Source organism: Aquimarina sp. AU58 (assembly GCF_900312745.1).
Taxonomy (GTDB): domain Bacteria; phylum Bacteroidota; class Bacteroidia; order Flavobacteriales; family Flavobacteriaceae; genus Aquimarina; species Aquimarina spinulae.
Genome location: NZ_OMPD01000009.1, coordinates 240,182 through 264,089, shown reverse-complemented (window position 1 = coordinate 264,089; position 23,908 = coordinate 240,182). Strand labels below are relative to the sequence as shown.

Sequence of the window (23,908 nt, the reverse complement as noted above, 5' to 3'; positions counted from 1 at the left end):
CACAGATTTTGAAAACCTACTAAGTTCATATATCGAATTACTTTTTTGATTTTTTAATTGCCTCTAGTTGTTCTTCTGTTATTGCATTTCCGTCAAAAAATGAAATCCCCGATGCTCCATTATCTTTTGCTAATTGTATAGCTTTTGATACATCATCTGCGCTCATAGGAGGAAGATATATTCCTGTATGCAATTTAGTTTGCTTTCCTTGCAGATCATTAACTCCTTGTTTGGTAGCAAAACCAATCCAATCTACCTCTTCGTTATAAAAGTTGTGATAAATCATAGGTAATACTTCATCTACATTCCATTTATCCCATCGTTGTCTAACCATATGATCCGCCATTTCGGGATATGGAAATACGGCTGCGGTTAACTTTTTATCATATTTATGAGCAATTTCATAAGCCTCATCTACTACTCTTTTTATCTGATTTAATCTGAATTGTTTCCACTCTATATCTATCGCAACATTTTTAGTTTCTTTTGGATTTTTATGATGCTCTTGCTCAAATGTTTTTATACATACATCGCAATAGCAAAAATCAAACTCTGGCAGCTCTTCATCTTGTACTAAGTTATATTTTGGTAATAACCCTATAGGCAAATAGATATCTGGATATCGAATATAATCGAGATGTACACTAGTTATGCCTTCAACCTTTGCCAGTTGTTCTACTAACCCCAAAATATGTGCTCTGGATTCTTTTCTGGTAGGACATAACCACTGATAATAATTTACATATGGTCGTGTGTCGTAGCACGATTTACCTTCTCTGCTTACGGCATACCACTCTGGGTGCTCTAAAGCAACTTTGTCACCTGGTCGATTCATGGTAAACATCCAGGCATGCACTTCTAATCCTTCTTTTGTGGCTAAAGGTGTTAGTTTCTTTAAAACTTCGGGGTCAGCCAATGTATTTATTAATACTGCGTCTATGCCATTTTCTTTATAATTTTTGAACTCTTCTCTATATTCATCATTTGATTTTGAGGGGTTCGCAGTAATCCAGGTCCAGTATTTAAATGATGTTGTTTTTACTTCTTCTACAACTTCTTTTACGATTTCTTCTTCTTTTTCAGTTTCAGTTTTACAACTAACACTAATAAATACAGTACATAAGAGTATAATTTTGAGCATCTTCATATCAATCTTCTTTTTGGATAATTTTACCATCTTCTTTAATAATGAACAGGTGTTTTGTATCTGGGCTTACCACTGTTATATTCCAACCTGTTTGGTGATTTTCTATGGTTTTAACAACTTTATTTCCATCAACCAACAGATCATTGGCTTCTAGTTCTTTAAAAGTTTTTGCCCAACGGGTATTCTTTTTAAAATATTCCTTTTGTTTTCTATATAATTGATACAACAATCGTTTTACTTTTTCATCTTCAGGAATTCTGAAATCATCATTTTCTCCCACTTCTTTTGAGGAAAAATATACGTATCCCCAATCTTCTGGTTGATGCATATTAATCACACCGATAGGAGACCAAACCCAATTGTATTCTGGTTTAAATTTTCCCTTATTATCTCGCTTTCTGGAGTATTTATTATTCTGAAGTTCAAAATCCCAATTCACTCTGGAAAAATTAACTCTCCAAAACTTATCTTTCGGAATGTTTTTGTGATAATATGAGGTTCTAAATACTTTAAACGGAATAGCTATTTCTAGTATCCATCCTTTATCGGTATCGTGTGGGTTATTTATGGTTCCGTTTACTTTAACTGAAGATTTAAATCCATTCGCATCCCAATCGTTTAATACCGGGGTTCCTTCTCTATATGGTTTTGTAATAAACAAATCCCATAACGTATTTAATGCATTAACTTCAAATTCATAATAATTATGTGTATCATTATCTGGATCGATAAAAATTTCGAAATCATTATTATAAAAAATAATGGTGTCTTTTTGTTTAAGGTTACCCCATACATGAGGTTCTTCCATTTCTGCCAAAAAGTAAAAATACTCATCATCCCAAAGCATTTTTACAGTAGTTTTATATTTCGGGATTTTGCTTCCTTCAATATCTATAAAAAACTCTGTAGATTTTGCTTTACTCCAGGAAGATTCTAAGGCAGACCCATCTATATCTATTGATTCTTTGGTATAATGCGCGATATAAGATTTTGGAGATATCTTACTTTCGACATTTTGCCCGTAGATAATAGTTGTTTTACTCAAAATTAATACTATGATACAAAGTATTGTATTGATTAGATTTTGAAAAAGTTTCAATTTCATTGTAAACATTTCTATAATGAATTTTCTTTAGTAAACTTAATAATTTCACTTATTCTTCCAAAAGCCAATGCAACCACAGTATCTGCTGCTCCATAATAAATAGCTACTTTATCCTGCTCGATATCTTGTAGAGTTGCACAAGGAAATATCACATTAGAAACATCTCCTATTTGTTCATAGGTCACAGAAGGTGTTAAAAGGTATGGTTTTGTCCTGTACTTTACCTTATCGGGGCTATTCTTATCTAAAATTGCAGCTCCCATAGCGTATCTAAAGCCATTACATGTGTTTATTACCCCATGATAAAACATCAACCACCCTTCATCGGTAAGAAGAGGGACAGATCCAGCTCCTATCTTAGTACACTGCCAGGCGCTTTCTTCGAAAGGAGTTGCCTGCATTACGTTTCTATGTTCTCCCCAATATTTCATATCAGGGCTATAACTAATAAATATATCGCCAAAAGGAGTATGCCCATTATCGCTTGGGCGGCTTAACATTGCATATTTACCATTGATTTTTTCTGGAAATAATACTCCATTTCTATTGAAAGGTAAAAATGCATTTTCACATTGAAAAAATTCTTTGAAGTTAAAAGTATAAGCAATTCCAATAGTGGGACCATAATACCCATTACACCATGTAATCCAATATCTATCTTCAATAAAAGTAACGCGAGGGTCATACTTATAATCAGAAGCTATCATTTTGGTATTTCCTGCCTCCATGACAATGGGCTCTTCATTAATTTCCCAATCAATCCCGTTATGACTGAATCCTGCAAAAATATTCATCTGTACAGCTTTATTATCACATCTAAACACTCCTGCATAACCATCATTATATGGCACAACAGCACTATTGAATATACTATTAGAAGTGGGTATAGCATCTCTAGAGATGATGGGATTTGCAGAATACCTCCAAATAGCATCAGTGCATCCTTCAGGTTTATCCTGCCATGGTATTTCTTTTTTCATCGTATTTCTAGTATAAATATTACTACTTTTCAAAAAGTATTATTTTGTCTTAAGTTTATCATACCATGTTCTCTTTAATATTACTGATGTAATGATCATTAATACTATCGCAAAAGCCAAGCTATAATATTCTTTTATAATTAAATACATAGGCACCAGAACAAAGGTCATTTGCCAAATAATTCCAATACCGCAATTAAACATATCTCTCCAGAAGTTTTTATTAGGTAAAAAATCCGGATCCTCTTTTTGTATTGCATCAATAACTGGTTTCCACCATCCCCAGGGCTTGGTGGTTCTATAAAAGTTTTTTAACACCTCTATATCATCTTGTTTTCCTAATATTACTCCTAAAAGGCAACCAATAAAGGACATCAATAAAATTATTGGAAACAAGTAAATAGCTGTTGTATCAGGGAAAAAACCAGGTACTATTGTTGCTGCAATAAGTCCTGCTAGCATTCCTCCAAAATACCCATAAGAATTAAATTTCCACCATATCCATTTTAGCACATTTGCTGCTGCATATCCTCCATACAAAGCTGAGGTTAACCATATGGTTAATTCATTAATAGATGATGCAAAAAAACCACCAATCACCCCTACTAATACGATAAGAATAGATGATAAATAGCTATACTTAATATATGTTTTATTTGATGCTTTTGGGTTGATATATTTCTTGTAAATGTCATTAACTATATATGCTGGCGCAGCGTTTATAAATGCTGCAAATGTTCCCATAAAAGCGGCTAATAAACCTGCCAACAATAACCCTTTAAAACCTATTGGAACAAAGCGATGAATGGCCACTGGCAGTATGGTTTCAAAATCTACATCTATCCCTGCTTGTTGTAATTCTGGTCCTAAATACACCAAACCTAGTACAGCAAAGCCGGTGATCATTAAATACCTGGGTACGAAAAGGACAATGATTGTAAAAGCGCTCATTTTTGAGGCTTCGGCTTCATTTTTAGTAGACAAAACACGTTGCATATCATAGCTGGGAACGGGGCCTGCAAGGCTGGCAAAAATACCTTTAAAGATCATCATCATAAATAGGAAACCAAACAAAGAAAATCCGTCTTTCTCTATCTTTTCGTTTACGCTATCGATATATCCGGTCCAATCCAAATCCAATTTCATATCAAAGAATAAATTATTCCAGTTTTCTGGTGTGGCCATGGCAATTTGTTCTGCTGTAACAGTGGTAAAAGCAATATATCCAATAACCAAACATGAAATGGTCATAATTACAAACTGAATGACTTCTGTTCCTACTACACTATACATTCCTCCTTTTAAAGTGTATAAAGTAGTTATACCAATAATTATCAAAGCATAAGATTGCTCTGAAGCTACTACAAATAATCCAAGGTCTATAGATAAGTCCCAAGGAAAAAATATAATTGCAAATTTACCGATCCCTTCAAAAAAGTAGGCTATAAAACCTAAAGTACTGATAACGGCAAAGATTGTTACTATGATATGAGATAATTTAGCACCCATGTCAGATCCAAATCTATAGGTTATCCACTGTGCTCCTGTCATCACATTTGACCTTCGTAACCACGCGGCCATAAAAATCATAATAAAAACCTGATTCCATACGGGCCATAACCAAGGGAGCCAGGCACTTTTCATTCCGTAGACAAAAAGAATAGTAACTGTCCACATCGTACCAGAAACATCAAACATCCCTGAAGCATTTGACAATCCGAGATAATACCAGGGTATTTCATTTCCGCCAAGGAAATACGATTTCATATCTTTTGATGCCTTCTTAGCAACATAAAATCCAAAAAGAAGAGTAATAATAATATAACATAGAATTATTACAATATCTACGGTAGCTAGGTTCATTTAGAGTTGGTTATTTCTGTACACCCCAGTTTTTATTAGGAGATGCTCCCATTACGAAATGCAACGTTCCTCCTTGCGTTATTTCCTGATGAGTAATATATGATCGATTAAATTCTTTTCCGTTTAGAGTTGCAGATTGGATATATATATTTTTATCTGAAACGTTTTCGGCTTCTATACTAAAGTTGAGATTGTCTGATAATTTTAAAGTAGCTTTTTCAAAAATCGGACTTCCAATTTGGTATTCTCCAGATGCAGGGTTCATAGGATAAATCCCTAAAGAGCTAAAGACATACCAAGCGGACATTTGCCCGCAATCCTCATTACCACTTAATCCATTAGGTGTTGTATTATATTGTGTTTTTAATATTTGACTTACCCAATATTGAGTTTTCCAGGGAGCATTAGCTTTATTAAACATATAGGCAATATGATGACTGGGTTCATTACCGTGTGCATATTGCCCTATAAGGCCTGTAATATCTGCAGAAATATTATCTCCTGTAATTTTAGAATCTTCAGTAAATAACTGTTCGAGCTTTGTTACAAAAGTGGTTTCATCTCCAAACAATTGTATCAGTCCCTTAACATCATGAGGTACAAACCAGCTATGTTGCCATGCATTTCCTTCTGTATAATCAGCATGCACTCTATGTGCAGAGTATTTAGGATCAAATGGCTCATGCCATTTTTTTCCATCCTCAGATTTTCCTCTCATGAATCCTGTTTTAGTATCAAAGAGATGTACAAATGCTTTGGATCGTTCTAGGAAATACTTATAATCTTCTTCTTTCCCCAGAGTCTTGGCAACTTGTGCAACACACCAGTCATTATAGGCGTATTCTAATGTAATGGTAACCGATTCATCTAGTAAAGTATACGGAATGTATCCATATTTTTTATAATATTCTAACCCTCTTTCATCTTCCATCATAGTCGTTTTCATCGCCTCATATGCTTTTTCGATGTCAAAGCCTTTGATACCTTTTAAGTACGCTTCTGCAATTACCGAAACCGAGTGATATCCTGTCATGGTATTGGTTTCGTTAGCATATAAAGTCCATACTGGTAAAATCTTTTTATGTTCATAATAAGCTAACATAGAATTTACTATATCAGAAACTTTATCTGGTTCTAAGAATATGAGTAATGGATGTTCTGTTCTAAAGGTATCCCATAGCGAAAGTGTAGAATATGCAGTAAAATTCTCTGCAAAAACGATACTATCATTTTCTTTTCTAAACGCACCATCCATATCACTATAGGTAACTGGTGCAACCTGAGCATGATATAGTGCAGTATAAAAAATGGTTTTTAACGAATCATTTTTAGTGTCTACTTCTATTTTTGATAGTACATTTTGCCATGATGAATTGGCACTTTCAACGATTTTATCAAATTCAAATTTATTTTTATAGTTAGAAATATTATTTTTTGCATTTTCAACACTTACCGAAGAGATCCCTACTTTAACCTGTATTTGATTTTTATTTCCTTCATTAAAAAACAACTGTACCGACGATTTTACACCTTTGATAATATTACTATTTTCAACCTTTTTTGTATCTGTATATAAATCATAATCATTAATAGCTTTAGAGAATTTTATCACAAAAAACACTTTTTGATTTTTTGCCCATCCGGTACTATTTCTATATCCTGAAACTGTAAATTTATCTTCAATATGTATTTGTGATTCTACCGTTTTATCCCAATTAATAGCATATCCCAAATCTAATACTACAGATTGTGTGTCTCCTTCTTTATATTCGTATCGATGAAAAGCTGTTCTAACGGTAGACGTTAATTCTGCATTAATATTAAAATCTTCTAAAAACACATTATAATATCCAGGTGTAGCTTTCTCTTTATCATGAGAATATTTAGACTTAAAAGGTATTTCGTCTCTTGTTTTAAAAGAAGTAGATAAATCTACTTTTTTATTAATTGGCATCAATCTAATATCATTAAGATCTCCAATCCCTGTGCCACTAAGGTGTAAATGACTAAAACCTATAGTTAATGAATCAGAATAATGGTATCCCGAGCACCAATCCCATTCTGAAATACCATTATCCGGACTTACTTGTACCATCCCAAATGGTACTGTTGCTCCCGGATAGGTATGACCATGACCTCCTGTACCAATAAAAGGGTTTACATACTCAATTATAGTACTGTCTTTTATTTTTATACTATCCTCATTTTCATGCTCTTTCTTACACGAAAAAGTACTCAATATTGCTATTATCAATAATTTAATATTACGAGGTATTTTCATCTATTTATATTTATTTTTTTATCATTGTTCTACAGAAAGAGCAAGTAAAGACATAAATATTTACAAAACTTATGGTTAAAAGAATAATTTTAGATCAATAACAAAGCAACTCAGTTAAACGTCATAAAATTTGGGGAAATATGCTGCAAAAAATTAAAAACGCACTTAATATAACATCTGGTAACAATTATACTATAACAACAAAACATCATGTTATATTCTGGCTCGTATATTTTCTATTTACAACTTTTAAATGGGGAAGTTACTTTAACGACTATGCCTATTCTTTAAAAACCACTATTCTAGGATTTATTATACATATGTCTCTAAGTTATTTCAACATATATTATTTAATGCCAAAATTTGTAGATAAGCGTAAATACCTGATATACATATTTTTACTATTTACATCTCTTTTTACAATGGTCTTGGCAAAATTTTATTTTACTTATTTTCTTGTTAATCATAATGTATGGCCAGAAGGCCCTGAAGTAACCAATAAATTGACCTTAAATTATACTATAGAAATGATGTTGGGTGAGCTTTATGTGGTGTCTTTTGTTTCTGCTATCAAAGTAACCTTAGACAGATTAAGAGAGCACAAAAAATTAATTGATGTAGAAAAATTACAATTAGAAACAGAATTACGCTTTCTGAGAGCTCAAATGTCCCCTCATTTCTTTTTTAACACCCTAAATAACATATATTCTCTTTCTGTTGAAAAATCAGACAAAACTCCAAAAACTATATTGAAGTTATCTGAATTAATGCGGTATTTATTGCATGAAACCAATCAAAAAAGACAATATCTTAGTAAAGAAATCATGTGTCTTCAAAACTATTTAGATTTAGAAAGAATTCGATATGGAGATTCCTTAAAAATAAATGTAAATATTTCTGGAGAGATAGAAGGTAAAAAAATTGCTCCAATGTTACTTCTTTCATTTATAGAAAATGCTTTTAAACATGGAGCTAACAAAAACGTTGGAGAAATCGAAATTAATATCTCCTTCATCATAATAGATGATTTCCTGTATTTTCAGATTACCAACCCAATTCCTTCTAAAAATAATAAAAACAAAATTGATTCCTTTTCTGGTGGTATTGGAATAGGAAACGTAAAAAAAAGGCTTGAATTGGGTTATAAACCTGATGAATATAACTTAACGATTAGTGAAAACGATGATCAATATATTGTTGATTTAAAAATTAAAGTGTAATGGATTTAAAATGTGTTATTATTGATGATGAACCACTGGCAATTAAAGTGATAAAAAACTATGTTGATCAAACAAAAGGATTGATTTTTTTAGCTTCATTTAGCGATGCAACCGAAAGTCTTGACTATTTAAGGAATCAAGAAATAGATCTTCTTTTTTTAGATATTAACATGCCTCTTTTAGATGGGTTGAATCTATTGAAAAGCATGCATCAAAAACCACTTACCATAATCACTACTGCCCATGAAGAATTTGCAGTAGAAAGTTATGAGTTAGAGGTAGTAGATTATTTGGTAAAACCCATCTCGTTTCATAGGTTCATTATGGCTGTAAATAAAGCTTTCAAAATAAAAGAGTATCAACAAAAAGATAGCTTTACTACTCCTAACAAACGAGCATATATCTTTTTGAAAATCGACAAAAAAAAGATGCAAAAAATATATCTGGATGAAATATTATCTATCGAAAGCCTTGGGGATTATATTAAAGTAAATACGTCCTCAAGCAACTATATTGCTCATCAAACGTTAAGTAATTTTACAGATGACTTACCCTCTGATAAGTTTATTAGAATTCATAGATCTTATACCATATCAATTGATAAAATAGAATCTATTGAAGGTAATAGTATAGAAATTGCAAATAATCGATATCCAATTGGAAGAAGCTATTTAAATGAAGTAAGAAGTGTTATTTTTAAAGCATAACGATTTGATTAAATCTCATATATAAAATGGTAAAACACGATCATTTTTTATACCCTAACCTTAATTACTTGATTTTTTATTTATAGTAAAGTGCATCATTTTTTAAAGTTGTCGTCTTAAGAGATGAATACAAATTCTAAAAATGATGCAAAACAATAATTTACCCATAACAATAATAGGTGCTGGCCCAGTAGGATTAGCTGCAGCTGCACATTTACTAACACAAAATCTTCCTTTCATTGTATTTGAATCGGGAAGCTCTGTCGGACAAAATATACGTTCCTGGAACCACGTTCGTGTGTTTTCTCCCTGGAAATATAATATAGATCGAGCTGCGAAAGAATTATTAGAACAAACCGATTGGATAGCTCCCGATGAAAATGAATTACCAACAGGACAACAGTTGGTAGAGCACTATTTTCACCCATTAGCAAATTTACCTCAGATTAAACCATACATTCATTTGAATAGCAAAGTTCTTTCTATAGGAAGAAAAGGCTTGGATAAAATGAAAACCTGGGGGCGTGAGAATAAACCTTTCTCTATTAAGGTTCAAGAAAATGAAAATATTAATTATTATGAAGCAAAAGCAGTAATTGATGCTACAGGAACCTGGAATCAACCCAATCCCATTGGTTCTGGCGGTGTGTTTGCAGAAGGAGAGCAAGAACTAAATGAGCATATCTTTTATGGTATCCCAAATGTAAAAGCAGAACATCTAGAACGTTATAAAAACAAAAATGTAGTTGTTGTAGGGGGAGGGCATTCTGCTATTAATGCTTTATTAGATTTAGGAGACATTCAGAAAGAATACCCAGAAACACAACTTAATTGGGTATTGAGAAAAGATAATATGAACAAGGTGTATGGTGGAAAACAAGAGGATGCATTGGAAGCCAGAGGTGCTCTTGGTATTCGTATTGAGCAATTGGTGAATAGTGGAAAATTAAATGTCTATACGCCTTTCCATATCTTAAAACTGACTAAAAAAGAAGACGGTATCCAAATCATCGGTGACCTAAATGGCGAAATAGAAACCATTAACCAAATAGACGAAATAATCAGTAATACAGGTTCTCGACCAAATTTGGAAATGATTCGCGAGGTACGAACAGACTTAGATGCCTCGCTAGAATCGGTTTTTGATCTTGCCGAATTAATTGATCCAAATGTTCATAGTTGTGGAACAGTAAGACCCCACGGAGAAAAAGAGCTTCGCCATCCCGAAAAAGATTTTTACATCGTGGGTTCTAAAAGTTATGGTAGAGCTCCAACTTTTTTAATGGCTACAGGATATGAGCAGGTACGCTCTATAGTAGCTCATATGGCTGGTGATATTGAAGCTGCAGAGCGAGTTGAACTTAATTTACCAGAAACAGGAGTGTGTAGTACCGATTTTGCAACAGACAAAAAAAGTGACAGTGTAGCTTGTTGTTCTTCAGAACTAACTATAGAAGGAGTAGAAACTACAGGTTCGAGTTGCGGTACATCGGGATGCAATTAAAAAAATAAAAATGATGCATCATTATAAAAGTCTTGCGTCTTAAAGAGTGAAAACAATACATAACAACATAGAAGTATTAAAATCAATAATTATGAAAAAGAGAAATACAAATAAGCAGGTAGAAACAATTCAACAAAGTAGTGTATGCTGTGAATCTACATCGGCTCAAGCACAATCTGCACAAAGCTCTTGTTGTGAGCAACCTACGGATGGATCATCGTGTTGCGATAAAGAAGAGCGTAAAGAAATTAACATTGAAAAAACGGGATGTTGCTAACCAAAAGCTCTCCTATCCCTAAAGAACAAAGCTCCTCATTTCGAGGGGCTTTGCGTGCTAGTGGGGTGATGGCTTTTGCAGGATTAGGTGATGCCGTTTTATACCCTGTACTTCCCATTTATGGTAAAGAATTAGGTTTTTCGGTATTTTTTATTGGCATATTATTATCCATAAACCGTTTTGTGAGGATTATTGCAAACACACCTATTGCGAATTGGGTACATCGAATCGGAATTCGAAAAATGCTGATCATTACTGCAACTCTCGCTACGCTAACCACCTTTATATATGGACTCAAATTAGGTTTAATTTCTTTTTTAATAGCAAGAATTTTTTGGGGTTTAAGTTATTCCGGATTAAAAATATCCACTTTATCTTATGCTTCACAAGCTAAAGAAAAGTCTGGTTTAGCATTCGGATTATCACAAAGCATCAAATCATTAGGAGCTTTATTTGTACTTTGGTTTGGGCCAATCGTCATTAGTGAATTTGGTATTCAAAATGGCTTATTTAGCATAGCTTTAATAAGTTCGTTAGGTATACTTTTAGCGTATTCATTACCAAAAATTGAAACTGAGGCAAAAAATGATATCGTAAAAACAAACCTTACTTTTTATCCAAATGCTATCAATTTATTAGTATTTATAATATCTGTTTCAATAGATGGTATTTTAGTTGTATCCCTATCACATTTATTATCAGGAAACATGATCAATTCGAGTGAGTTACTTGGTTATGTGGCGTTTTATTTGTTATTAAAACGATTATTTGTTTTGTTGTTTTCTATAATCGGAGGCATACTCACCATACGTTTTCGACCACTAATCTTATTTTCAATTTCAATTAGTATTTGTTTATTAGCAATGGCGTTGATTGCATTCGACAGTACCATTTTGGGTATTATTCTAGCTTTTGTATTCAATACAATTGTGGTTACTTTTTCGCCACTTATTGCCATCAAGAACTCACAAAATAAAGATAATTCCTTACAGGAAATTTCTAGTGTAAGTACATGGTGGGATATAGGTGCTGCTGTTGGTGCATTTATCGGAATCTACGCCATAGAATTTCTTGGAATACAAAACCTATATTTATCTTTGTGTATAACCGGAACAATTTTATTCATCAATTTCTCTATAAAAAATGCAAAATCAAGTCGTTCAACTATATAATCCATTATTGGGCTATGTTAAAAAGCGTGTCCGCAATCAGGAAGATGCCGAAGATTTAACCCAAGATGTATTTTTAAAATTATCCAAATCGAATAGTAATGGTGTCGATAACCTTAAAAGCTGGGTGTATACTATAGCCAAAAATACAATTACCGATTACTACAGGAAAAAGCAGCTGCAAACTAACTCAATTGAAGATGACACCTTTTTTGATTATGATACCAATGAGGATGCTGGGATAGAGCTGGGTAAATGTGTACATTCTTTTGTTAATCAATTGCCAGAAGAGTATCGAGAATTAATGATCTTATCTGAAATAAAGGAAATACCACAAAAAGAAATAGCCGAACAGCTTAATATAAATTATGTTACGGTACGTTCTAAAATTCAGCGGGGAAGAAAAAAACTTAAAGAATTATTTGAAGGTTGTTGTACTATTTTACAAGGTGGGAAAGGGAGTATAATAGACTTCGAATCAAAAACCGGAAGTAATAAGAAATCATCCTGTTAAATACAATTCCTTCTTGTTTATTAAGTCTAAAAATGAAATTTTATCATTCTCTAATTTTTATTCCAATATTTTATTTTGATATAACATTATTCATTAATAGGTTCTATCCCTTTTTCAGGGTTGTAACCAGGAAAAATATAGTAGTTCTTTAATCCTACATTTGCACTATCTTTTACCAAGGTTAGCATTGATTTTTTTGGAAACTCTTTTGGTTCATAAGCTATAGAGTAGGCAATATTAAGGGTGTCTCCTTCTAATACAATGAGTCTTGTAATAGGTTCTAAAAATTTGTATTGCACTATTTGTATTTTACTACCTCCTATTCTTTTTATGAATTTAGCAACTACTTTTATGGTATCTTGTTTATAGGTGTATGGATTAAAACTACCTCTAGCATTTTGCTCTTGTTTTATGTTGTGTTGCAGTTTAATATTGGTATTAAAATAATCGGTGATTATTTTTCGGTTGCTACTCGTATGCTTGTCAGGAGGTACGTTATAATTAGAACCTCTGTAACCTTCTTTCGTATCAAAATAAACATTACCTATTTCCTTTTTGTATGAAAACAAATCATGAATGGTATAATCGGTATCGTATTCGTGTTGGGTATATTCATCAATTCCATCGCCATATTTAAAAAAAGTCAATCTCCAACTCACATTTTTGTTTTGGATTAAAAAGGAATCTTTCTTTACATAATTAACTATAAAACTGTCTATTTTAATTTTGTGTTGCTCGTTATTGATATCATAATTTTTCACTACAAAAAAATCGTTTCTTCTTTTAGAGAATTTTCCATTGACTGCTGCGGTATCTGTATATACTCTATTAGGTTTTAAATGGAATATTTTAAAGGTTTTGTCTGTTACTCCTTTTTTACACGAAATAAAGCTTACAAAGAATAGTATGTAGATTAATTGAGTGGTTTTCATAGAATTTAGTTGATGATTCTGTCAAACGCTATTAATATCTCTTTTATATCATTTAGCGTTTCTTTTCGCTCTTCTTTCATACACATTTCAAACAAAACATAATTATCAGGATTGTTATACATCAAAACTCATTCTAAATAACATATCTAAACCGTCATCTGAAAAAAAAACTTGATGTATACGTTTTTTGGCTTCTTCAATTCTCATCTTTTGTTTTTTTAGTTGATTGTTTATGTATTTTTTCCCATTGATGTAATTCTTTTGTAGGGATATCATTAAATCGTTTTATACGACCATCGCAATGCCGATATTCTGCATTTTCTAAAACTTCTATGTCTATGTCTATTTCTAAGCCTGTTCCACAAAAAGGAATCCTTAATTCCCTTCGAATAAAGGTTCCCCATTCTCCTTGATTCTTAAATTTTATTTCTCCAGGGTCGAGTTTAATAGTAAGTATAGTGTCATTTTTAATGGAATATGTTTTTTCAAAAGGTTTATAATTCATTCCAAATACGTTAATCTTAAATTTATGATCTACTAATTTTTTAGAACATACATCCCAAGGACTTAATCCGTCAAAATCTGTTTGAATCCCACCGACTCTTTTGTTTCCAGAACTAATTTCTATAATAGCCAATGGGACTTCGGTACGTGAATGAGCATCAATAACTTTAAAAATAGTATGTAACATCCTATTTTCATTGTTAGTAGTTTGAGCATTACTATTTAAAAAGAGTAATAGAACAGATAGATATGTTAGTGCTACTATTTTCATTTAGATTTTTTTATTGTTCTATAAATAATTATTCCTGTTACAATCAGTCCGAGAAACGCAAGAATTCCATATACTTCTTTTGCTTGTTCTGTATAAACTACTCCATCTTCAGGAGATAAAAATTTACCTTCAGGGTTATACTCAAAATTTGCTCTTTGGATGTAACTCCAAATACAGAAAGAGGTAATTAATCCAATGATTAAGAGTATGATGTAGCGTATATATTTCATAATTCTTTAAAAATCGTTCTTTTTCACTAACATCTAATGTTCCAGAGTTTTCTACATCTTCATAATAAAGTACTACTCTTTCCAACGATATGGATTTTCTTCCACCAAGGCAAAAGAGGTTAATTGAAAACCGTTTGAGTTTAACCCTTCAATGTCATTTATATTTTCAAAGGTTAATTCGACACCACTTTTTAATCGCAATAAAACACCCAGGTTATCGGTTTTCTTTTTATAATCAATATTGTGTTCGTTTAGTTTTGTTAAAACAAATAATAGGTTGAGTTGACTAACATCTTCGAAGATCCATTTGTTTAATTTTAGTTGGCGACTGCTATCTAGTTTTCCTTCGTACCAATAATCTGAAAATATTAAATAGAGTTTTTTGTTTTCAAAATGCAATTCAATACCGCCATAGGTCCAGATATTGACTTCCTCTGTTAAAAAATTGGTTCCAAAACAATCAGGATCAGGAAAGTTGTTTAAGATCCATTCTTTGGTTTGTCCCAGTTTTAAATAGTCAAACTTCGCTGTCTTAAAAAATTCTAGAATATCAATTTCTATGGATGTTTTTAATTTCATTTTTTTCACCTTAGAACTCTGTCCCTTTATCCCATATATAGGTTTCTTTAGGTACTGATTTTTTTTGCTGAACTTCGTACCAAACCGTAACCCAGGTTTCTTCGTCTTTTTCCCAGGTAAGTTCATCTATTACAATAGATTCGCTTTGCCTTTCTTCTTGGCTGTATGTATTGGTAATAGTATTTCTAAATTCTCCATAGGCATCGTGTAAAATAAATTGTTCTATAGAAGAAGGTGTACCGTATTTATGTACGGCTTCTACTTTTGTTAAAAGCTTCAATTCTTGAATAGATATACTATCTTTTGATTTTTCTACTTTTTCAATTATTTGATTACCATTAGTTTTAGCTTCTTTTACGTTTTGAGCACAAGAGCTAACTATGACTAAAAGTATATAATAAATATGCTTCATTTTTAGATTTTTATCTCTTGATTTTTCATGATTACTTTTCCTCCTTAAAAACATACTCAACTACTTTTCCATTTAAATGTGTTATGCACGCAATAAGCTTTTTATCCCGTAGCTCTAAAGACAAATACTCTGCGTAAGTACCTTTTGTTTGTTCTGGAATAAAATCAATACTGATTTCTTTATTGTACAATAATTCCCAGTTATAATTTCCTATTTCGTATACTGATTCTTTACCACAGGTTAATATTTCTATTTCTGATACTTTTACCTGTTTTTTATCAAAAAATAACGATAAATAGATTTCGCTACCTGCGCAAGGATTGTCATCGGGAGTTTCCTCGTAGACAGCTCCAACTTTTGCTGTGAGTTTTTTGTTTAAATGATTTTTCATTCCCTGGGCATGAGATGATAAACAGCATATACAAAACAGTATCATCACAACAATAGCCTTTTTACTACAGGTATTAAGTTTTATGTTTTTTTTCTTATACATAATTAATGTAATTCTATTTCCCAATCTTCATAAGGGGGTTTAACTTCAAATTCTGGATCGCAATACGAGCGAAGGTAATCTACCGCTCTTTTTTCGGCATATTTTGCGTTTAATATATTTCCGTTTTCGTCTAACTCAATCACATTAGCAAATATGGCAAAGACTTGTTCTATAGCACTGGGTTCTTCTCCATACAGTTTTAGGTAATCAATCCCTTTTAATTGGTAGTGTGTACCACTCGCCATAAAATAGGCAAATGTTCTTAGTGCGCCGCTAAATGAATTGCTTAGTCTCATCTATTTATTGTTAGAATTAATTTTTTATCCAACCAATGATACTTTGATCTTTTTCTTTTAGAACCACTAAGAACCACTCGTTTTGTTTTTTTATAACAGTTACGGCTTTGTTTTCTATGGTTCTTATCTGGTTTCCCGTTTTGAGATCACCAGTACAAGGATCTGTTTTCTTTTGGTCATTTATAACAGGTTGAGTTCTTAGGATTCCTAAAATTATTTTCTGTTCGAATGTCTTACTAATTGTACTCATTTTTGTATCCGAATAGAGCGCTATCGTGTTTTCGACAAGGGTATTATCACTGTTAATAACAAGCGTTGACAACATCGTCATATCAAAGCAACCTATAGCACTGCTTAAAACATACATAGTGGTTTTCCCCCCTTCTTTTAGGCTAACTAATGCTCCTGGCCCATTCCATATTTCAACAAAATCATTACCTTTTTTTAGCAGTAATACAGTTGCTTGATAATGCCGAATATCTTGATAGATGATATCTTTTTCTCCATCATTATTAACATCTACTACATGTATATTTTCGCTATTGATATCAAACACATCTGTATCCCCATTTTTGGTATAGAATTTAGCATTTTTTATTACTGAAAATCCCGTACTGTCCAAAGGGAATTTATATCCTGATGGATTTTGTAATAGCTGTAATTGTGTTTTTAAACTATTATTTTGAGCACACCCTGATAGGGTTAAAAATAGACAGCATATGCAAAAAAAGAATTCTAATTTTTTCATGATTTATTTTTTACATATTCTTTTCCATTAAATTGTAATACTGTTGTTTTAGAAGAGGTTTTACTTTCTTCATCGCATTCTCCGTTTTCATCTACAAAAGTTTTACTTTCCAGAACCTTGCTTTTTACAATAATATCAAAGTATGCATTGGTCTTTTCTTCAGACATAATGAGTGTGTTTTTTACACTCGTGGATTCTCCAGCACATTGGGTATCCCATTCTCCACCATAATCCTCTACGTCATAATTATCAAGCACTTTTTTTAAAGTATCTCCTGATTTTATAAACAAAGAAATGGTTCTGTTACTGTATGGGTTTGGTTTAGACCTGCCGTAATGATACACTCGAATACCAAAGGCTCTTGTATCTTTAGCAACTATGTATGGAGCTGTATCAATTGCTATTTCTGACAACTCTATTGCATCAGAGACCCAACCATTTGTTTCAGAACTTTCAAAGTATTTGTGCGTTATTTTCCCTGTAATACTATTTACTACTATTATGTGGCTATTTAACTCAAAATGATATTCATCATTATGATCATCTACATATTCAGGAATAACGATGATAGTTTCTTGAGGATTGTTAGGCATTACTTTGGTAACCAATAAATCGATATTAACCTTAGAAATCTCTAAATTAAGTTGTTGTATTGCGCTATCAATAAGGTTTTCTTCTTGAGAAATAGGTTCTATTTTTCCGTTAGCTTTTATTTGAAATGATGTTGTTTCTACTTTCTTTTCATCAATCCATAGTATGTTATTAATGGTTAGCTCGTTTTCTTCAATTTTGGATTCAATTCTCGATTGACCTTCGGCTATTTCATCATAAGAAATGACTTTAGAATCGATAATATTTCCTTCTAAATCGTAATTAATTAGTACAGACTCCATTTCATGGTCGCCTTTAAGAATAGTTACTACAATAGAATGAAACTCTCCTGATATTTTTACTCTATAGGAAGCTATTGCTCTATAATGGTGACCTTCTTTATTAAAATCAGGATATATATTTTCTAATTTTAACGCTTTAACATCTACTTTTTTATAATCATCTTCATCAATGAAGCTGTCAAAATTTGTAGCGTCTATTAGTGGGGTTGATTTGGTTTTAATTTCGCTAATGATCTTGTTAAAGCTTATAGGACTTACTTCTTTCGTCGAATCGATTGATTCTGCAACAGCATCTTGTGCTTTTACAACGGTTTCTTCTTTTTCTTTTGCTTTTTGAGAACAAGAGATTAATACCAGTAAGACTAGAATGTATCGATTTTTCATTTTTTTACTTTTTTCAATGATTTGGAGGATTCTTTTTTCTAAATAACATCAACAACCTTCTCTAATACATAATGTATTACTGCAACAACCATAGTAATACCAATAAGAAACATAAACCGAGTAATTGTTGCTTTTATATTGTTTTTTAATTTCTTTTTAAGGTAAAAAACATCCAATAGAATAAACAAAAGGGCGATTACACCTCCAATGCTTGCGCCTATATGAAGTAAACCTAAATTGTAAAAAATATGGAGCAGATACCATAGACCATCCGAAGATGCTTTGTTGGGACCTAAGAGAATACGCATATATACTATACCTAGTATAAGTGATACTGCAATCCATATTAAGTAGGTTAAAACTTGTTTTAAGGCTTTCATAGTTTTGCTTTAGATTCACTGTTTATTCAATAACTCCATAAGATTATATTTTTTATTTAAACCAGGAAGTGCAGTCTTACCTAAATTTGTTTGTATTTCAGAAATACAAACGTCATCGTATTTACTCCCTTTGTAAAAGCTTATTGGTTCTAATGTAATTATATCGTTAGTTTTAAAAATTGCATTCACTTTAAATTCTTGCACTAAAGGTTTATCCATCAAAACTACTGTTTCTATGTATTCATGATTAATATATACTTTTACTTCTTTAACTCTTGTGTTCTCATAAAAAAGCGCTTTTGATTTCACGTATCCATTAATTAAACTTAGTTTTATGGGATTCATAATAACCTCATTTGGATTCAGCAATTTTTTGTTTGAATACTTACCACTTAAAAAAGATTCACTCAGGTCTAATTGTATATTTATTTTGACTTTGGTATTGGGTTTAAAAACATAAGCTGTTGAATAATCGGCATCCGAGATATTTATAATCGGATATTTTTCATTCTTAACGTTAGAATTTATTTTATAAAATAAATTCTCGGTAAAAGTTAGGTCTGTATTTGAGCAACACCTCCCAAATAGCTTATCAGACCAGGCACTATGCTCTTCAATCAACTCTTGTTTGTAGTAATCGAAAATCGTGGGCAACTCATCATCTATATACTGCTTTATTTCTTTAATGCTTACAGAATCAATTGTAGCTAAGGTTACTTCTTGTTTTTCATCCAATTTTGAAGTGATTATATAATCACTTATATCTATTTTGATAGTGTCAACAATTAGTATATCGGTATCTTTCTTTTTATTCGAATTACAAGCTACAAATACTAACAATAAGATTACTAATTTTATTTTCATTCGAATGAGTTCAATACATTTGTATACTTAGTAAGTTAGTATAAAAAATGAATATACTTACATCGCAGCTTTATTAACCACTGTTTCCAGTTCTTGAAAAGCTTTTTCCTGAGCAGGAGCTAGTACTGTTTCTTTTATTTTTCCTGCAATTATTTCAATTATACTTCTTCTTGCTTTAACACTTTTTCCAAAATAAGCATTCATGATCGAACTTGGTATAATATGATTTATTTTTATTGTATTTTCTTCTGCAAAATATAGCTTTACTGCATGCATTGCACTTTTTTTAAGAACAATACATTGCGCCATTTGACCGTTGGCATCTGTTCTAACTTCCCAGTTATCATAGTTTTTATAACATTCAAAAGAAGATGCTGTTTTTAAAAAATCATAAAGTGTATCTAACGAATTGTATTGATCTTTAACTGTAATTATTTTTTCCATTGGTTTAATTTTTTTGATTTTAGGTAATTCTAAATATTAATAATCCATTTCAATAAGGTTACCATCTAACTTATAATTAAAAGTAAAAGTGGTTCCACCGCTTTCTGGTTTCAACATTACTACATACTCAGCTTTGGTTATGTCTCCATTTTCTGGGAATTTTATAAATGCTATATGCAAAACTGGGTTTTTAATATTCTTTTCAGTTTTTAGTTGTACACTAGATTTTTCTACTAATTCTCCTAATTTTGAGAGACTAATCTTTTCGTTTAACTGAAACATAAAGTCTTCCGCCTTGCTTCCATCAGGAACTTCGAGAGTGATTTCTGAAGTTTGTCTCCAAGAATCTTGAGATAAAAGCCATTCTCCCATTTGTAACGATTCTGGTGCTTCTGTAACAGTAACTCCAATAGAATTTCCTAGAGATTCATTATAAATAATATTCAAATTCGTGAAATAGGCATTTTCTCCAAACTTGCTTTTTATTTCCTTTTCTATGGCTTCAAATCCTTCTGCATTGGCCGGTTCTTTACTAGTTCTGCCACTACAAGAGATTAACATAATTAATACTGTTACGATTACTGTAAATTTTAATACTTTCATTTTTAGCGTGTTTTTAGTTCATTTCAACACGATAAAAGTATATAGTACAAGTGGAGTAGGAAATAGGAAATCTATTTCTGAAGTTTTAGAATACATAAGTGCGGTACTTCAAAAAATATCCGTAAAAGAAAGAGGTTTAGTTGTTATTCCAATTTAAAAAAGCGTTTAAGAAGTGTTCCTTTTTTCGAGAAGATACAGGTATTTTTTTACCATTTTTTAAATAAATAACACCAGACTTATCATACTTATCTATAAATTTTAAGTTGACCATAAATGATTGATGCGGCCGTGTAAAATTAGCTTTAGAAAGGCGTTCTTCAAATTCCTTTAAGGTTTTTGAAACCATATATTTTTTACTATCACTGCAATGAAAAGTCGTATAGCCTTTGTCTGACTCACAAAATAGTAATTCGTTTAAATCTACAACCTGAAAACTATCATGAAGCGATAATATTAATGTAGAGTCTTCATTATTCCAGACCTCTTTTACCGTTTTTATCTGCTTTTTTTGTTCTGTTATTGGTAATGCTATGACTTTTTGTAATGCTATTTGTAATTCATCTATATCTACGGGCTTTAATAGATAATCTACCGCACCAATTTTTAAGGCTTGTAACGCATGCTCTTCATAAGCCGTAATAAAGATCACTTTAAAATTTAGATTTTCTGTCTGCTTTAAAAAATCAAACCCAGTACCGTCGGTAAGATTTATATCTAAAAAAATCAATTCTGGTTTACAGGCGTTTGCTACAGCAACAGCATCTTTTACCGATTCACATTCTCCTATTACTTCTATTTCGGCATCTATTAATTGCAATAGATTAAGTAAGCCTTTTCTAATGTATTCCTTATCTTCTACTATTACTGTTTTCATTATACTTCCTGTATTTTATAAGGGATGATCAAAGTAACTAATGTTCCTTGCTCGTTATATTTCTTTCTATCTTCTACAGTAACCGAACTTTTCATTTTAAAATCTTTAGATAATATTTTTAATCGTTCAGAAGTTATCGTTGTAGATAATGATTTTTTATTATCCTTTTTATTTTCTTTTTGAGAATCAACCCCAATACCATTATCTGTAATGGTACAAATCAAATTTTTATTTGAATAAGACAGGTGAACATCAATTATCCTATTTTCTTTTTGATTTACAAATGCGTGCTCTATAGCATTTTCAACAAATGGCTGAATAAGCATAGGAGGTATTTTAAACACAGATACGTCTATAGTGTTCTCTACAAAAACAGTGTATTGATAGGTTTTGTTTTCTAAATTCTGAAGTGCTAAATAGCTTTTTATAGCAGTTAATTCTTGAGAAAGCAACACTATTTTGTCTCTAGAGTTTTCTAAAATAATACGAAGTAATTTTGAAAACTTTGACAAATAGGAAACAGATTTTTTTTCTTCTTTATTCAATATCATTCCTTGTAATACAGAAAGTGAATTAAATATAAAGTGAGGGGTCATCTGTGAGCGCAGCAATTTCTGTTCTATGATTATATTTTGAGTTTTAGATTTTTCGTTCCTTAATTTTAAAAAGAAAATTGTTGCTCCTAAAATTAAAGTTGTGACTAAAAAAGCAATCACACCAAGTAATAAATTTCGTTGTGACTTCTCTAAGTTATTGGTTGTAGTTTTAACTGTTTGTGTAAGTCTTAGTTCTCTTTTCTCTGCAGATTCTAATTCATTTTTGTACTTATATTCATACTCTACTTCTGTAATTTTCTGAATATTTTCTTTATTAAAAAGACTGTCGTTCAATATTTTTAATTGTTGATTACTTAAAAGAGCTTTTTTGTGTTCTCCTAATTCATTGTTTATTTTGGAAAGCAATTCATAGGCATCACGTCGGTGTTTTAAAAGTTTATATGTATTTGCCAATTGAGCTCCTTTTTCAGCATTAATTAATGCCTGGTTGTATTTTTTCATATAGTAATATGCACATGCCATACCTATATAAGATTCTACTAATTCGTATTGTTTTTGATTAACAGAAGTAATTTTATTTGCTTCTTTAAAGCTAGCTAAAGCTTCAGCATATTTTTTAATTCCCAAATACCCAAAACCTAAACCATTAAGACTAACCGCTAAATGTTCGTTATCCTTAATTTCTCTACTAAGGGTAATTGTTTCCTTAAAATAAGAGATAGCATTAGCAAATTCTTTTTTATCGATATAGATGCCTCCAATATTATTTTTTATGGCCGTACTACTTTTGCTATTGTGATTAGCCTGTTTAATAGCTAAAGCTTTTTTATAAAAATCTAATGCTTTATCATAAAGCTGTTGTTGTCTATAAATATTTCCGATATTATTTAATGACTGAAACATACTAATAGAATCTTTAGATTTTTTGGCAATGTCTAATGATTTATGATTGTACTCTATTGCCAGAGGATAATTACCTTGATCAAGGTACACTATAGCCATTGAGTTCCAACAGCTAAGCATACCATATTCGTTATTATTGCTTGTATACGTCTTTAATGCCTTTCTAAAATTACCTAAAGCTTCTTTATGTTTTCCCATATCAGAGTAAATACTACCAATATTATAGAGGTAATTAGGCATATTCTTTTTCACTCCCAGTTTTTGATCAATTGCTAAAGCTTTTTTATAATATTTTAGAGCGAGTTTTTGGTTACCCTTGTATTTATTTAGAACTCCCAGTGCATTATTACAACCTGCTAATCCTTTTAAATTGTCTATAGACGTATATAGTTCTATTGCTTTTTCATAATTAGTAATAGAAGTTTTAAAATTAGCTTGTTCCATATGAGTAATCCCTTTCATATAAAAACTGCGGGCTTTTCCTTTTATAGATTTTATTTCATCGGCAAGTTTTCCTGCTTGTTCGGCATATGCTAATGATTGAGGAGGATTATTTCTATAATGATAATAAGCTAAATGATTGAGGATTTTTACTCTAACAGTATCTTTTTTGGTATAGATTTTTAATTCTTTTTTTAAACTGTCTATCTTTTTATTCTGGGATAAAACAGTTCTAGAAAAAGACAAGAAACATAATAAGCAAATAATAGATGTATTTATTATTTTCATAAAATAAAGAACGGTTATTAAAATTTTAAATCAAAAAAACAGGGA

The 23,908-nt window shown here is 31.4% G+C and carries 26 protein-coding genes; 6 read left to right on the top strand and 20 right to left on the bottom strand.

The genetic code is table 11. From position 1 onward, the window contains the following. Positions 1-37: 37 nt before the first annotated feature. The 5 genes from DK441_RS07835 to DK441_RS07815 are packed head-to-tail and all read right to left on the bottom strand — an operon-like array spanning position 38 to position 7,376. The gene (locus DK441_RS07835; protein ID WP_109098589.1) at positions 38-1,147 is read right to left on the bottom strand and encodes a putative glycoside hydrolase; all 1,110 of its coding nucleotides are present in this window, start codon (positions 1,145-1,147) and stop codon (positions 38-40) included. Position 1,148: 1 nt separating this feature from the next. Next, positions 1,149-2,252, bottom strand: coding sequence for a carbohydrate-binding family 9-like protein (locus DK441_RS07830; RefSeq protein ID WP_109098590.1), 1,104 nt, complete (start codon positions 2,250-2,252; stop codon positions 1,149-1,151). Between the two features lie 11 nt (positions 2,253-2,263). Beyond that, positions 2,264-3,232: a glycoside hydrolase family 130 protein gene (locus DK441_RS07825; protein WP_109098222.1), complete on the bottom strand. Its 969-nt coding sequence runs from the start codon at positions 3,230-3,232 to the stop codon at positions 2,264-2,266. Positions 3,233-3,271: 39 nt separating this feature from the next. Beyond that, a complete protein-coding gene (locus tag DK441_RS07820) occupies positions 3,272-5,095 on the bottom strand; it encodes a sodium:solute symporter family protein (protein WP_109098221.1) in 1,824 nt (607 codons plus the stop codon). Positions 5,096-5,105: 10 nt separating this feature from the next. Continuing rightward, complete coding sequence (locus DK441_RS07815) at positions 5,106-7,376, bottom strand: GH92 family glycosyl hydrolase (protein WP_109098220.1); 2,271 nt, start codon at positions 7,374-7,376, stop codon at positions 5,106-5,108. 140 nt (positions 7,377-7,516) lie between these two features. Here DK441_RS07815 and DK441_RS07810 point away from each other — a divergent pair, with 140 nt between their 5' ends. The 6 genes from DK441_RS07810 (at position 7,517) to DK441_RS07785 (ending at position 12,767) form a co-directional block, all read left to right on the top strand. Beyond that, on the top strand, positions 7,517-8,596 hold the full coding sequence (locus tag DK441_RS07810) for a sensor histidine kinase (protein ID WP_109098219.1): 1,080 nt from the start codon (positions 7,517-7,519) through the stop codon (positions 8,594-8,596). After that, positions 8,596-9,303 carry a LytTR family DNA-binding domain-containing protein gene (locus DK441_RS07805; RefSeq protein WP_109098218.1) on the top strand — a complete coding sequence of 236 codons (708 nt, stop codon included), beginning with the start codon at positions 8,596-8,598 and terminating at the stop codon, positions 9,301-9,303. The genes DK441_RS07810 and DK441_RS07805 overlap by 1 nt, the downstream gene beginning before the upstream one ends. Before the next feature lie 142 nt (positions 9,304-9,445). After that, positions 9,446-10,807, top strand: a complete 1,362-nt coding sequence (locus tag DK441_RS07800; protein ID WP_200822835.1) for an NAD(P)-binding domain-containing protein — start codon at positions 9,446-9,448, stop codon at positions 10,805-10,807. Between the two features lie 91 nt (positions 10,808-10,898). Further along, positions 10,899-11,084 (top strand): hypothetical protein, encoded by a 186-nt coding sequence (locus DK441_RS07795; RefSeq protein ID WP_109098217.1) that lies wholly within the window; start codon positions 10,899-10,901, stop codon positions 11,082-11,084. Continuing rightward, a complete protein-coding gene (locus tag DK441_RS07790; protein ID WP_109098216.1) occupies positions 11,075-12,256 on the top strand; it encodes an MFS transporter in 1,182 nt (393 codons plus the stop codon). Before DK441_RS07795 ends, DK441_RS07790 begins: the two co-directional genes overlap by 10 nt. Continuing rightward, positions 12,228-12,767, top strand: coding sequence for a sigma-70 family RNA polymerase sigma factor (locus DK441_RS07785; protein WP_108809047.1), 540 nt, complete (start codon positions 12,228-12,230; stop codon positions 12,765-12,767). Before DK441_RS07790 ends, DK441_RS07785 begins: the two co-directional genes overlap by 29 nt. A gap of 86 nt (positions 12,768-12,853) precedes the next feature. Here DK441_RS07785 and DK441_RS07780 read toward each other — a convergent pair whose 3' ends face one another. From DK441_RS07780 to DK441_RS07710, 15 genes are all read right to left on the bottom strand, one after another. Further along, positions 12,854-13,699 carry a hypothetical protein gene (locus DK441_RS07780; protein ID WP_109098215.1) on the bottom strand — a complete coding sequence of 282 codons (846 nt, stop codon included), beginning with the start codon at positions 13,697-13,699 and terminating at the stop codon, positions 12,854-12,856. Positions 13,700-13,895: 196 nt separating this feature from the next. Then, positions 13,896-14,474 carry a hypothetical protein gene (locus DK441_RS07775; RefSeq protein WP_074407323.1) on the bottom strand — a complete coding sequence of 193 codons (579 nt, stop codon included), beginning with the start codon at positions 14,472-14,474 and terminating at the stop codon, positions 13,896-13,898. Continuing rightward, complete coding sequence (locus DK441_RS07770) at positions 14,471-14,704, bottom strand: hypothetical protein (RefSeq protein WP_074407322.1); 234 nt, start codon at positions 14,702-14,704, stop codon at positions 14,471-14,473. The genes DK441_RS07775 and DK441_RS07770 overlap by 4 nt, the downstream gene beginning before the upstream one ends. 72 nt (positions 14,705-14,776) lie before the next feature. Beyond that, a complete protein-coding gene (locus tag DK441_RS07765) occupies positions 14,777-15,283 on the bottom strand; it encodes a hypothetical protein (RefSeq protein WP_109098214.1) in 507 nt (168 codons plus the stop codon). 10 nt (positions 15,284-15,293) lie between these two features. Continuing rightward, positions 15,294-15,695 carry a hypothetical protein gene (locus tag DK441_RS07760; protein WP_160111994.1) on the bottom strand — a complete coding sequence of 134 codons (402 nt, stop codon included), beginning with the start codon at positions 15,693-15,695 and terminating at the stop codon, positions 15,294-15,296. Positions 15,696-15,726: 31 nt separating this feature from the next. Next, on the bottom strand, positions 15,727-16,188 hold the full coding sequence (locus tag DK441_RS07755) for a hypothetical protein (RefSeq protein ID WP_160111993.1): 462 nt from the start codon (positions 16,186-16,188) through the stop codon (positions 15,727-15,729). A 2-nt stretch (positions 16,189-16,190) separates the two neighbouring features. Beyond that, entirely contained in the window at positions 16,191-16,484 is a 294-nt protein-coding gene (locus DK441_RS07750; protein ID WP_109098211.1) for a hypothetical protein, read from the bottom strand. A gap of 16 nt (positions 16,485-16,500) precedes the next feature. Beyond that, a complete protein-coding gene (locus tag DK441_RS07745; RefSeq protein WP_109098210.1) occupies positions 16,501-17,232 on the bottom strand; it encodes a hypothetical protein in 732 nt (243 codons plus the stop codon). Continuing rightward, positions 17,229-18,509 carry a hypothetical protein gene (locus tag DK441_RS07740; RefSeq protein WP_109098209.1) on the bottom strand — a complete coding sequence of 427 codons (1,281 nt, stop codon included), beginning with the start codon at positions 18,507-18,509 and terminating at the stop codon, positions 17,229-17,231. Before DK441_RS07740 ends, DK441_RS07745 begins: the two co-directional genes overlap by 4 nt. 38 nt (positions 18,510-18,547) lie before the next feature. Further along, positions 18,548-18,889, bottom strand: coding sequence for a hypothetical protein (locus tag DK441_RS07735; protein WP_109098208.1), 342 nt, complete (start codon positions 18,887-18,889; stop codon positions 18,548-18,550). A gap of 15 nt (positions 18,890-18,904) precedes the next feature. Further along, entirely contained in the window at positions 18,905-19,753 is an 849-nt protein-coding gene (locus DK441_RS07730; protein ID WP_109098207.1) for a hypothetical protein, read from the bottom strand. 57 nt (positions 19,754-19,810) lie between these two features. Then, positions 19,811-20,197, bottom strand: coding sequence for a hypothetical protein (locus DK441_RS07725; protein WP_109098206.1), 387 nt, complete (start codon positions 20,195-20,197; stop codon positions 19,811-19,813). Positions 20,198-20,233: 36 nt separating this feature from the next. Then, entirely contained in the window at positions 20,234-20,800 is a 567-nt protein-coding gene (locus DK441_RS07720) for a hypothetical protein (RefSeq protein WP_109098205.1), read from the bottom strand. A gap of 136 nt (positions 20,801-20,936) precedes the next feature. Further along, complete coding sequence (locus DK441_RS07715; RefSeq protein ID WP_109098204.1) at positions 20,937-21,674, bottom strand: LytTR family DNA-binding domain-containing protein; 738 nt, start codon at positions 21,672-21,674, stop codon at positions 20,937-20,939. After that, a complete protein-coding gene (locus DK441_RS07710; RefSeq protein WP_109098203.1) occupies positions 21,674-23,863 on the bottom strand; it encodes a tetratricopeptide repeat protein in 2,190 nt (729 codons plus the stop codon). Before DK441_RS07710 ends, DK441_RS07715 begins: the two co-directional genes overlap by 1 nt. Between the last annotated feature and the right edge of the window lie 45 nt (positions 23,864-23,908).

Bases quoted from the DNA above. Each gene is read 5' to 3' on its own strand.
- DK441_RS07835 (WP_109098589.1), bottom strand. From the start codon at position 1,147: ATGAAGATGCTCAAAATTATACTCTTATGTACTGTATTTATTAGTGTT.
- DK441_RS07830 (WP_109098590.1), bottom strand. From the start codon at position 2,252: ATGAAATTGAAACTTTTTCAAAATCTAATCAATACAATACTTTGTATC.
- DK441_RS07825 (WP_109098222.1), bottom strand. From the start codon at position 3,232: ATGAAAAAAGAAATACCATGGCAGGATAAACCTGAAGGATGCACTGAT.
- DK441_RS07820 (WP_109098221.1), bottom strand. From the start codon at position 5,095: ATGAACCTAGCTACCGTAGATATTGTAATAATTCTATGTTATATTATT.
- DK441_RS07815 (WP_109098220.1), bottom strand. From the start codon at position 7,376: ATGAAAATACCTCGTAATATTAAATTATTGATAATAGCAATATTGAGT.
- DK441_RS07810 (WP_109098219.1), top strand. From the start codon at position 7,517: ATGCTGCAAAAAATTAAAAACGCACTTAATATAACATCTGGTAACAAT.
- DK441_RS07805 (WP_109098218.1), top strand. From the start codon at position 8,596: ATGGATTTAAAATGTGTTATTATTGATGATGAACCACTGGCAATTAAA.
- DK441_RS07800 (WP_200822835.1), top strand. From the start codon at position 9,446: ATGATGCAAAACAATAATTTACCCATAACAATAATAGGTGCTGGCCCA.
- DK441_RS07795 (WP_109098217.1), top strand. From the start codon at position 10,899: ATGAAAAAGAGAAATACAAATAAGCAGGTAGAAACAATTCAACAAAGT.
- DK441_RS07790 (WP_109098216.1), top strand. From the start codon at position 11,075: ATGTTGCTAACCAAAAGCTCTCCTATCCCTAAAGAACAAAGCTCCTCA.
- DK441_RS07785 (WP_108809047.1), top strand. From the start codon at position 12,228: ATGCAAAATCAAGTCGTTCAACTATATAATCCATTATTGGGCTATGTT.
- DK441_RS07780 (WP_109098215.1), bottom strand. From the start codon at position 13,699: ATGAAAACCACTCAATTAATCTACATACTATTCTTTGTAAGCTTTATT.
- DK441_RS07775 (WP_074407323.1), bottom strand. From the start codon at position 14,474: ATGAAAATAGTAGCACTAACATATCTATCTGTTCTATTACTCTTTTTA.
- DK441_RS07770 (WP_074407322.1), bottom strand. From the start codon at position 14,704: ATGAAATATATACGCTACATCATACTCTTAATCATTGGATTAATTACC.
- DK441_RS07765 (WP_109098214.1), bottom strand. From the start codon at position 15,283: ATGAAATTAAAAACATCCATAGAAATTGATATTCTAGAATTTTTTAAG.
- DK441_RS07760 (WP_160111994.1), bottom strand. From the start codon at position 15,695: ATGAAGCATATTTATTATATACTTTTAGTCATAGTTAGCTCTTGTGCT.
- DK441_RS07755 (WP_160111993.1), bottom strand. From the start codon at position 16,188: ATGTATAAGAAAAAAAACATAAAACTTAATACCTGTAGTAAAAAGGCT.
- DK441_RS07750 (WP_109098211.1), bottom strand. From the start codon at position 16,484: ATGAGACTAAGCAATTCATTTAGCGGCGCACTAAGAACATTTGCCTAT.
- DK441_RS07745 (WP_109098210.1), bottom strand. From the start codon at position 17,232: ATGAAAAAATTAGAATTCTTTTTTTGCATATGCTGTCTATTTTTAACC.
- DK441_RS07740 (WP_109098209.1), bottom strand. From the start codon at position 18,509: ATGAAAAATCGATACATTCTAGTCTTACTGGTATTAATCTCTTGTTCT.
- DK441_RS07735 (WP_109098208.1), bottom strand. From the start codon at position 18,889: ATGAAAGCCTTAAAACAAGTTTTAACCTACTTAATATGGATTGCAGTA.
- DK441_RS07730 (WP_109098207.1), bottom strand. From the start codon at position 19,753: ATGAAAATAAAATTAGTAATCTTATTGTTAGTATTTGTAGCTTGTAAT.
- DK441_RS07725 (WP_109098206.1), bottom strand. From the start codon at position 20,197: ATGGAAAAAATAATTACAGTTAAAGATCAATACAATTCGTTAGATACA.
- DK441_RS07720 (WP_109098205.1), bottom strand. From the start codon at position 20,800: ATGAAAGTATTAAAATTTACAGTAATCGTAACAGTATTAATTATGTTA.
- DK441_RS07715 (WP_109098204.1), bottom strand. From the start codon at position 21,674: ATGAAAACAGTAATAGTAGAAGATAAGGAATACATTAGAAAAGGCTTA.
- DK441_RS07710 (WP_109098203.1), bottom strand. From the start codon at position 23,863: ATGAAAATAATAAATACATCTATTATTTGCTTATTATGTTTCTTGTCT.